Source organism: Lentzea kristufekii, from assembly GCF_033949925.1.
GTDB classification, from domain to species: Bacteria; Actinomycetota; Actinomycetes; order Mycobacteriales; family Pseudonocardiaceae; genus Lentzea; species Lentzea kristufekii.
On record NZ_JAXAVV010000055.1, the window covers coordinates 1 to 9,008 of the forward strand.

The window sequence follows — 9,008 nt, forward strand, 5'->3', positions numbered from 1 at the left end:
CTGGGTGCGTTGGCGGTGGGGTCCCGTCACGAGCCGCACCAGGAGCGGGCCACAAGCAAGGAGGGGTGTCAAGCGGACGAAAAGCGTGTCCGCTTGACACCCCTCCTTGCATGCAGCAAGTGCTGTGGTGCGACTCGTGACGGGACCCCACCGCCCTTGCCTTATGGAAGGACGGCTCGCCTTCGGCATCGCTTGGGAGGGCGGCTCGCCTTCGGCCTCGCTTGGACGGCGTCTCGTCCGGGTTCGCTTTGCGGGTATTTCTGGGGGAACTTCGGGGGTGGCGCAAACGTTCACGGACGGCGTCATTGCTGCTAGTAGCACGGATTTGTGAGGCGTGCTACCCCGGATGGCCTAGTGGTTCGGTCAGAGATCAACGAGTTGGAACCTGTGATTGGCCACTGGGTACGGGCTGGTCCCGGAGGGCTGTTAGAGTCGCGGGCTGAACCCGGATGTCCTCCGGGTTGCTTGGTCGTGGCTACCTGACTCGGCCTGCCAACTACCGCATGTGCCGGTCCCTGGGGGTCGGCAACGCTCAGGAGGTTCGCGTGCTCGGCGCATTCCGCTCGGCTCTCGCGACGCCGGATCTACGCAAGAAGATCCTGTTCACGCTCGGGATCATCATTGTGTATCGGCTTGGTGCGACCATGCCCGCGCCGGGCGTGTCCTTCAAGAACGTGCGGGCGTGTGCTGAACAGCTCGAAGGCCAGAACATCTACTCGCTGATCAACCTGTTCAGCGGTGGTGCACTGCTCAACCTGTCCGTGTTCGCGCTGGGCATCATGCCCTACATCACCGCGAGCATCATCATTCAGCTCCTCACCGTGGTCATCCCGCGGTTCGAGCAGCTGAAGAAGGAAGGGCAGGCTGGCCAGGGCAAGCTCACGCAGTACACGCGCTACCTGACCATCGGGCTCGCGATCCTGCAGTCGACCGGTCTCGTGGCGCTCGCCGTGCGCGGGCAGCTGTTCGGTGAGTGCGACCAGGACGTCATCCCGAACAAGGACAGCATCTTCACCCTTATCGTGCTGGTCATCACCATGACCGCCGGTACCTCGGTCATCATGTGGCTGGGTGAGCTGATCACCGAGAAGGGCATCGGCAACGGCATGTCGTTGCTGATCTTCACCGGTATCGCCGCCCGCATCCCGGCCGAGGGCAAGAACATCCTCGACAAGAGCGGCCTCACCTTCGCGCTCGTCGTCGTGGCTGCCCTGATCATCATCGCGAGCGTCATCTACGTCGAGCAGGCTCAGCGTCGCATTCCGGTGCAGTACGCCAAGCGCATGATCGGCCGCCGCATGTACGGCGGTACGTCGACGTACCTTCCCCTCAAGGTGAACCAGGCCGGCGTCATCCCGGTCATCTTCGCCTCTTCGCTGCTGTACCTGCCGGACCTGATCGTGCGCCTCACCCAGGGCACCTCCACCGAGCAGAACTGGTTCTCGACGTTCGTCCAGACCTACCTGGTCAAGCAGTCGAGCTGGGTGCACATCGCCTCGTACTTCCTGCTGATCGTCTTCTTCACGTACTTCTACGTCGGCATCACGTTCAACCCGGACGAGCGCGCTGACGAGATGAAGAAGTTCGGTGGCTTCATCCCCGGCATCCGTCCCGGTCGTCCCACCGCCGAGTACCTCAAGTTCGTCCTGGGCCGCATCACGCTGCCCGGTTCGCTCTACCTCGGCATCGTGGCGATCCTGCCGAACCTGTTCCTGGACCTGACCGGTGACGGCCAGAACCAGAACTTCCCGTTCGGCGGCACCGCGGTTCTGATCATGGTCGGTGTCGGTCTCGACACCGTGAAGCAGATCGAGAGCCAGCTCATGCAGCGCAATTACGAAGGGTTCCTCCGCTAGATGCGACTCGTTCTCGTTGGCCCGCCCGGTGCGGGCAAGGGCACCCAGGCCGAAGTTCTGAGCCGCAAGCTCGGCGTGCCGCACATCTCGACGGGCGACCTCTTCCGGTCACACATCAGCAACCAGACCGAGCTCGGGCTGGAGGTGCAGAGCATCCTCGACGAGGGCGCTCTCGTGCCGGACTCCATCACGAACGAGATGGTGCGCAAGCGTTTGGCCGAGTCCGACGCCGCGGACGGGTTCCTGCTCGACGGGTTCCCCCGCAACGTCGCCCAGGCCGACAAGCTGGGCGAGTTCCTGGCTGTCGGCGGCCACTCGCTCGACGCGGTGCTGGAGTTCCGGGTCGACGAGGACGTGGTGGTCGAGCGGCTGCTCGCACGTGGTCGCACGGACGACAAGGAAGACGTCATCCGGCACCGCCAGCAGGTGTACCGCAACGAGACGGCGCCGCTGCTGAGCTACTACGCGGAGAAGGTCATCTCCATCGACGCGGTGGGCGAGATCGACGAGATCAGCGAACGGGCACTCGCCGCGCTGAACGAGAAGTGACTGGCGGGCTGGTCGACCGGCTCCGTTCCGTCGTCACACGTGCAACAGATCGCGAAGGCATGAGCAAGATCGAGATCAAGACCCGCGGCCAGCTGGAGGCCATGCGCGCCTCCGGCATCGTCGTGGCACGGGCGTTGCAGAACGTCGTGGACGCAGTGAAGCCCGGGGTCTCCACCTGGGACCTCGACGAGATCGCCGAGCAGACCATCCGCGACGCCGGCGCCGTTCCGTCGTTCAAGGGCTACCACGGCTTCCCGGCGAGCATCTGCGCCTCGGTGAACGAGCAGATCGTCCACGGCATCCCCAGCAAGACGCAGGTGCTGGCCGAGGGCGACCTGATCTCCATCGACTGCGGCGCGATCCTCGACGACTGGCACGGCGACTCCGCTGTGACGGTCGGCGTCGGTGAGCTGTCTCCCGCGGACCACAAGCTGTCCGAGGCGACCAGGCTGTCGATGCTCGCGGGCATCGAGGCCGCGCTGCCCGGCGGCCGGCTGACGGACATCTCGTTCGCCATCGAGTCCTCCGCCATCGAGTCGGGGGAGCGCGACGGCATCGAGTACGGCGTCGTCGCGGACTACGGCGGCCACGGCATCGGCTCCAAGATGCACATGGAGCCGTTCCTGCCGAACTTCGGCAAGCCCGGCAAGGGGCCCAGGCTGAAGGTCGGCATGGCCATCGCGATCGAGCCGATGCTCACGCTCGGCACGGACGACTCCCAGGAGCTGGAGGACGGCTGGACCGTCGTCACGCTCGACGGCACGCGTGCCGCCCACTGGGAGCACAGCGTCGCGATCACCGAGGACGGCCCCTGGGTGCTCACCGCACCCGAGTAAGGCCAAGCGCCCCAACGTTTTCGGACGTAGCCCCGTTCACCCTCCGGTGAACGGGGCTATTTCGTTTGTCAGGCCCGATACGGTCGAGGTTGACGAGCGAGTCCAATGCTTGGGGGCATTGTGGGGGTATCCCGTTTCGTCCTGTCCGCCCTTCTGATTCCACTTGCAGGCTGCGCTGCCTCTAAGCCGGCCACCGATTTCACCTACCAGGACGTGCCGGCGGAGCGCATCGCCGACCGGATCTTCCTGGCCGACGCCATCGCGGCGGCGGAGGGCTGCCGCCCGCCGTTCTCCGACGTCATCGTCCGGCGTCCGAACTTCGTCAGTCCGCCCCTGCCGGTCGACGGCGGGTGCGGGGGCGGTGTCCGTGCCGCCGCGTCGTGGGAGTACGTCGACGCGGTGAGTCGCATCACGGTGCTGCACGACGCCGTCGTGCGGGAGTGGGACGTGCTGCTCCGGTCAGGGCCGGAGGCCGCCGAGACGAGGGCCGCCGGGGCGACGTTGCTGCACTGCCTCGACCGCGCAGGGTTCACCCAGCGCGGGCCCGGCGATCCGAGCCTGGAGAGCTACGGCATCGGATCCGGCGACGCCGCGCTCAACAACGCAGCTCAGCAGTGCTCTGACGAGACCGGGTACGGGTCGAGGACCGCCGCTCAGCGCCTGCGGACGCTGAAGTCGGTGCTCGGCAGGCACGAGTCCGAGATCAACGACATCGCGCGCCTGAGGCCCGTGCTCGAACGGGGTGCGCGGCCCGGAACGGGCACTGAGAGGACCCGATTTGGGTTGCCGCAGTGAGCTGCGTACACTGGTCAGGTGGCGCACCAGTCGCGCCGGTTCAGTCGTGCCCTCCGAGGTCAGATCGAACCGGGGTGGCGCGCGTCCAAAGGTTAATATCACCGTCACGAAACGCGGAGGACATGGGCAAGAAGGACGGGGCCATTGAGGTCGAGGGCCGCGTAGTCGAGCCGCTCCCCAACGCGATGTTCAGGGTCGAGTTGGAGAACGGTCACAAGGTACTCGCGCACATCAGCGGCAAGATGCGACAGCACTACATCCGCATCCTCCCTGAGGACCGGGTTGTCGTGGAGCTCTCGCCCTACGACCTGTCCCGCGGGCGCATCGTCTACCGCTACAAGTGACCTCCAGTAGCAGGAGATCTCAGGCGTGAAGGTTCAGCCGAGCGTCAAGAAGATCTGCGACAAGTGCAAGGTGATCCGCCGTCACGGGCGGGTCATGGTGATCTGCGAGAACCTGCGCCACAAGCAGCGCCAGGGCTGAGCAGTTCCACTCGCGCTCGTCGGGGTCTTTCGATGACGCAGTAACGAGAAACTCCTCGCACCTACCGCACGGGCTCCATGCGTGCGGACACCCCCGGATTCCAGGCCGGGGCCGGGACACCGGCTGTGAGAGCAGTCGGAACGACAGACAGCGAGTCAGTCACCGGAATTGGGCGAGGAGCAGACCTGGAAGTAATCGACAGGAGTTAACCGCCACATGGCACGACTCGCTGGCGTAGACCTCCCCCGCGAAAAGCGGATGGAGATCGCGCTCACCTACATCTTCGGCATCGGTCGTACGCGCTCCAAGGAGCTGCTCGCCGCCACGGAGATCTCCCCGGACCTCCGGGTGAAGGATCTGACGGACGACGACCTCGCCAAGCTGCGGGACCACATCGAGACGAACTACAAGGTCGAGGGTGACCTTCGCCGTGAGGTCGCGGCCGACATCCGTCGCAAGATGGAGATCGGTTGCTACGAGGGTCTTCGGCACCGTCGCGGCCTGCCCGTTCGTGGGCAGCGCACGAAGACGAACGCCCGTACCCGCAAGGGTCCGAAGAAGACCGTGGCCGGCAAGAAGAAGGCCGGCAAGAAGTAAGACCTCGCGTCTGCTGCCCTCAACTTAGGAGTTCGTTTTGCCACCCAAGTCCCGCACGGGCGCCGGGGTCAAGAAGATCCGGCGCAAGGAAAAGAAGAACGTCTCGCACGGCCAGGCGCACATCAAGAGCACGTTCAACAACACCATCGTGTCCATCACGGACCCGCTGGGCAACGTGATCAGCTGGGCGTCTGCCGGCCACGTGGGCTTCAAGGGCTCGCGCAAGTCCACGCCGTTCGCGGCGCAGATGGCTGCCGAGAACGCCGCCCGCAAGGCCGCCGAGCACGGCATGCGCAAGGTGGACGTGTTCGTCAAGGGTCCCGGCTCCGGCCGTGAGACCGCGATCCGTTCGCTGCAGGCCGCCGGTCTCGAGGTCGGCACCATTCAGGACGTGACCCCGCAGCCCCACAACGGCTGCCGCCCGCCCAAGCGGCGCCGGGTCTGAGGCACGGGGAGGAGTAAGAACTAATGGCTCGTTATACGGGACCCGCGACGCGCATCTCGCGTCGTCTGAAGGTTGACCTCGTTGGTGGGGACCAGGCCTTCGAGCGCCGTCCGTACCCGCCCGGCCAGCACGGTCGTGGCCGGGTCAAGGAGTCCGAGTACCTGCTGCAGCTCCAGGAGAAGCAGAAGGCTCGCTACACCTACGGCGTGCTCGAGAAGCAGTTCGTCCGCTACTACAAGGAAGCGGTTCGTCGCCCGGGCAAGACCGGCGAGAACCTGCTCCAGATCCTCGAGGCTCGCCTCGACAACGTGGTGTACCGCGCGGGCCTCGCCCGCACGCGTCGCCAGGCTCGCCAGCTGGTCAGCCACGGTCACTTCCTGGTCAACGGCCACAAGGTGAACATTCCGAGCTACCAGGTGTCGAAGTTCGACATCATCGACGTGAAGCCGAAGTCCATGCCGACGCTGCCCTTCGAGGCTGCGCGCGCGTCCTTCGGTGACCGCCCGATTCCCGCTTGGCTGCAGGTCGTGTCCTCGAACCTGCGCATCCTCGTGCACCAGCTGCCCGAGCGCGCGCAGATCGACACGCCTGTCACCGAGCAGCTCATCGTCGAGCTCTACTCGAAGTGATCCTCTCCGAGCCACCGTCTGCTTCAGGCGGTGGCTCGGGTCGGGTCCCGCATCGGCGCGAAGGGTGTGCCGAGTGCGTTTGCCGGTCCTCGTGGCTGGCTGTTGTTGACGGCGTCAAATAGCGGGCGTCGTTGTCGGAAAGGTAGAACCCAGTGCTGATTTCCCAGCGCCCCTCGCTCGGCGAGGAAGCGGTCTCCGAGACCCGTTCCCGGTTCGTCATCGAACCGCTGGAGCCGGGCTTCGGTTACACGCTCGGCAACTCGATTCGCCGCACGCTGCTCTCGTCGATCCCCGGTGCTGCTGTCACGAGCATCCGCATCGACGGCGTGCTGCACGAGTTCACCACGGTTCCCGGGGTGAAGGAGGACGTCACCGACGTCATCCTGAACCTGAAGGAGCTCGTCGTCTCGTCCGAAGAGGACGAGCCGGTGACCATGTACCTGCGCAAGCAGGGCCCCGGTGTGGTGACCGCGGGCGACATCGTGCCTCCGGCCGGTGTCACCGTGCACAACCCCGACCTGCACATTGCCACGCTGAACGGCAAGGGCAAGCTGGAGATCGAGCTCGTCGTTGAGCGCGGTCGCGGCTACGTCCCGGCTGTCCAGAACAAGCAGGCGGGCGCCGAGATCGGCCGCATCCCCGTCGACTCGATCTACTCGCCGGTTCTCAAGGTGACGTACAAGGTCGAGGCCACTCGTGTCGAGCAGCGTACGGACTTCGACAAGCTGATCCTCGACGTGGAGACCAAGCCCTCGATCACCCCGAGGGACGCGGTTGCCTCCGCGGGTAAGACCCTGGTTGAGCTGTTCGGCCTCGCTCGCGAGCTGAACATCGACGCCGAGGGCATCGAGATCGGCCCGTCGCCGGCCGAGGCTGACACCATCGCCGCGTTCGCGATGCCTATTGAGGATCTGGACCTCACGGTCCGTTCCTACAACTGCCTCAAGCGGGAAGGCATCCACACCGTCGGCGAGCTCGTGTCGCGCAGCGAGGCGGACCTGCTGGACATCCGCAACTTCGGTGCGAAGTCGATCGACGAGGTCAAGATGAAGCTCGTCGGTCTCGGCCTCGCGCTGAAGGACTCGCCTCCTGGGTTCGACCCGTCCGCGGCTGCTGCCGACTACCACCCCGGTGACACGGGCTGGGGCGCCGGTACCGGCCTGGACCCGCATGACGACGGTCAGGACTACGCGGAGACCGAGCAGCTCTGACGCTCTGATTCAGAGCTAGAGGATCTCTTTTAGTAACTACAGGAGCAAGCGATGCCCACCCCTACCAAGGGCCCCCGGCTCGGTGGGTCTCCGGCGCACGAGCGGCTGCTGCTCGCCAACCTGGCGACGGCGCTGTTCCAGCACGGCCGGATCAAGACCACTGAGGCCAAGGCGAAGCGGCTGCGTCCGTACGCCGAGAAGATCATCTCCAAGGCCAAGGCCGGCGACCTGCACAACCGTCGCGAGATCATGAAGGTGATCCGCGACAAGGACGTCGTGCACAAGCTGATCGCCGAGATCGGTCCGTTCTTCAGCGACCGTTCCGGTGGCTACACCCGCATCACCAAGACGCTGGCGCGCAAGGGCGACAACGCCCCCATGGCCATCATCGAGCTGGTGCAGCAGAAGCTCGTCTCCACCGAGGCCGAGGCTGCGCGCAAGACCAAGTTCGCCAAGGACGAGAAGCCGGCCACCGAGGTCGTCGACCAGGACGCTGACGCGCCCGAGTCCGCGACGAAGGACGCCGCCGACGAGCCCGCCGAGGGCGCTGTCGAGGTTGACGGCGAGCCGTCGGCCGAGGACGTCGAGGCAGAAGAGGCCAAGGACAAGAAGGACCAGTCCTGAGCAGTTCTCCTGCTGATGAGCCCGTCGTTCCCTCCGGGGACGGCGGGCTCGTTCGTGTGCGGTTCGACCTCGCGTACGACGGAACCGAGTTCTCCGGCTGGGCCCGGCAACCGTCCCGGCGGACTGTCTGCGGCGTCCTCGAGGACACGCTGTCGATGGTGTTGCGTGAGGACGTCTCGCTGACCGTGGCCGGGCGCACCGATGCCGGGGTGCATGCCACCGGGCAGGTCGCTCACGCTGATCTGCCTGCTGCCGTTGACGTTGCCGGGCTGCCCAAGCGGTTGGCTCGGGCGTTGCCCTCGGATGTCCGGGTTTTCTCTGCTCGGGTGGTGCCTGCTGCCTTCGACGCTCGGTTTTCTGCGATGCGGCGGCATTACGAGTACCGGGTCACCGATGCTGCGTTCGGGGCGCATCCGTTGCGGCGGTTGGACACCCTTGCCTGGCCTCGTCCGCTGGACGTTGGCGCCATGAACGTTGCGGCTGGGTTGTTGTTGGGGGAGCACGACTTTTGCGCGTTCTGCAAGCGGCGTGAAGGGGCTACGACCATCCGGGAGTTGCAGCGGCTCGAGCTGGTGCGGTCTGAGGTTGATGGAGTGGTCACGGCGTTTGTGTCCGCTGATGCGTTCTGCCACTCGATGGTTCGGTCGCTCATCGGGGCGTTGCTGGCTGTTGGGGAGGGGCGGAAGGCGGTTGAGTGGCCTTCGTCGTTGTTGTCGCTGAGTGGGCGGGCTAGTGGGGTTACCGTGGCTCCGGCGCATGGGTTGTCGTTGGTTCGGGTGGATTTTCCGGCTGATGATGAGTTGGCGGCTCGGGCTGAGATGACTCGGCGGGTTCGTACGTTGGAGCGCTGACGCTGACGCTGTGCGTTGGTTGGGTTGAGTCCGTATCTGGCGGCTGCTTCCTGGGGGACTCCGCCCCCCCAGACCCCCCCGCGATCTGATCAAAGACCGGCCTGCGCTATGCGCGGGTTGATGGCACGCCTG

Annotated in this window: 12 protein-coding genes; all 12 read left to right on the plus strand. The window is 65.6% G+C overall.

The genetic code is table 11. The features are described 5' to 3' along the window. The first annotated feature begins 545 nt into the window (after positions 1-545). The 12 genes from secY to truA all read left to right on the plus strand — a co-directional run bounded on the left by secY (position 546) and on the right by truA (position 8,876). Positions 546-1,856: a preprotein translocase subunit SecY gene (gene secY, locus SK571_RS45645; protein WP_090074434.1), complete on the plus strand. Its 1,311-nt coding sequence runs from the start codon at positions 546-548 to the stop codon at positions 1,854-1,856. Continuing rightward, positions 1,857-2,405 carry an adenylate kinase gene (locus SK571_RS45650; RefSeq protein WP_090074342.1) on the plus strand — a complete coding sequence of 183 codons (549 nt, stop codon included), beginning with the start codon at positions 1,857-1,859 and terminating at the stop codon, positions 2,403-2,405. It abuts the gene before it with no gap. Positions 2,406-2,464: 59 nt separating this feature from the next. Next, positions 2,465-3,241 (plus strand): type I methionyl aminopeptidase, encoded by a 777-nt coding sequence (gene map, locus SK571_RS45655; protein ID WP_319990348.1) that lies wholly within the window; start codon positions 2,465-2,467, stop codon positions 3,239-3,241. Positions 3,242-3,454: 213 nt separating this feature from the next. Continuing rightward, positions 3,455-4,036, plus strand: coding sequence for a hypothetical protein (locus SK571_RS45660; RefSeq protein WP_319990349.1), 582 nt, complete (start codon positions 3,455-3,457; stop codon positions 4,034-4,036). Between the two features lie 122 nt (positions 4,037-4,158). Continuing rightward, the gene (gene infA, locus SK571_RS45665) at positions 4,159-4,380 is read left to right on the plus strand and encodes a translation initiation factor IF-1 (RefSeq protein ID WP_005166804.1); all 222 of its coding nucleotides are present in this window, start codon (positions 4,159-4,161) and stop codon (positions 4,378-4,380) included. 25 nt (positions 4,381-4,405) lie between these two features. Then, on the plus strand, positions 4,406-4,519 hold the full coding sequence (gene rpmJ / locus SK571_RS45670) for a 50S ribosomal protein L36 (protein WP_010148647.1): 114 nt from the start codon (positions 4,406-4,408) through the stop codon (positions 4,517-4,519). Between the two features lie 216 nt (positions 4,520-4,735). After that, positions 4,736-5,116, plus strand: coding sequence for a 30S ribosomal protein S13 (rpsM, locus tag SK571_RS45675; RefSeq protein WP_045309821.1), 381 nt, complete (start codon positions 4,736-4,738; stop codon positions 5,114-5,116). 37 nt (positions 5,117-5,153) lie between these two features. After that, positions 5,154-5,561, plus strand: coding sequence for a 30S ribosomal protein S11 (rpsK, locus tag SK571_RS45680; RefSeq protein WP_030478320.1), 408 nt, complete (start codon positions 5,154-5,156; stop codon positions 5,559-5,561). A 23-nt stretch (positions 5,562-5,584) separates the two neighbouring features. Next, positions 5,585-6,190, plus strand: a complete 606-nt coding sequence (gene rpsD, locus SK571_RS45685; protein WP_090074346.1) for a 30S ribosomal protein S4 — start codon at positions 5,585-5,587, stop codon at positions 6,188-6,190. Positions 6,191-6,342: 152 nt separating this feature from the next. Then, complete coding sequence (locus SK571_RS45690) at positions 6,343-7,401, plus strand: DNA-directed RNA polymerase subunit alpha (RefSeq protein ID WP_319990350.1); 1,059 nt, start codon at positions 6,343-6,345, stop codon at positions 7,399-7,401. 51 nt (positions 7,402-7,452) lie between these two features. Beyond that, complete coding sequence (gene rplQ, locus SK571_RS45695) at positions 7,453-8,025, plus strand: 50S ribosomal protein L17 (RefSeq protein ID WP_319990351.1); 573 nt, start codon at positions 7,453-7,455, stop codon at positions 8,023-8,025. Positions 8,026-8,081: 56 nt separating this feature from the next. Next, positions 8,082-8,876 (plus strand): tRNA pseudouridine(38-40) synthase TruA, encoded by a 795-nt coding sequence (gene truA / locus SK571_RS45700; RefSeq protein ID WP_319990352.1) that lies wholly within the window; start codon positions 8,082-8,084, stop codon positions 8,874-8,876. The last annotated feature ends 132 nt before the right edge of the window (positions 8,877-9,008 follow it).